We start from the raw sequence: 630 nt of genomic DNA, 5'->3' as shown, positions 1-630 counted from the left end.
GTCGACGAGGGCGCGGCGGCCGGCGCGCTGGAACCGCCGGCCACCCTCCTCGCCCGCTGGCGCGCCGGCCGCGCCGCGCTCAGCGAACTCCTCGCCGCGCGGCCCGAGGGCGCGAAGCTGCCGTGGTACGGGCCGCCGATGGGTGTCGCCTCGATGGCGACCGCCCGGCTGATGGAGACCTGGGCGCACGGGCAGGACGTGGCGGACGCGCTCGGCGTGCGCCGCACGCCCACCGCGCGGCTGCGGCACATTGCCCACATCGGCGTACGGGCGCGCGACTACGCCTATGCGATCAATCAACTCGGCCCACCGAAAGAAGAGTTCAGGGTGGAGCTGGTGGCCCCCGACGGGGCGCTGTGGACGTACGGGCCGCCCGAGGCGTCCCAGCGCGTCAGCGGGCCCGCGCTGGACTTCTGCCTGCTCGTCACGCAGCGCGCGCACCGCGACGACCTGGCCCTACGGGTGGACGGCGGCGAGGCCAGGCGCTGGCTCGGCATCGCCCAGGCGTTCGCCGGCCCGCCGGGCGCGGGCCGCCCCGCCGGAAGCCTGGCCGGCGCCGCCGTGGCCGCCGCGCACGGCGCGGGCCCAGGCGCGCACGCGGCGGTGTCTCCGGCCGCCGACAGCGACGGG

General features: G+C 78.6%; 1 protein-coding gene. It reads left to right on the top strand.

What is annotated here, in order from left to right; translation table 11 throughout:
• Positions 1-630 (top strand): TIGR03084 family metal-binding protein (locus KUM32_RS30760; RefSeq protein ID WP_217145242.1); only part of this gene is annotated, 630 nt, incomplete at both ends.

The organism is Streptomyces sp. AC627_RSS907, from assembly GCF_019049165.1.
This window is presented reverse-complemented; position numbering and strand designations above follow the sequence as displayed.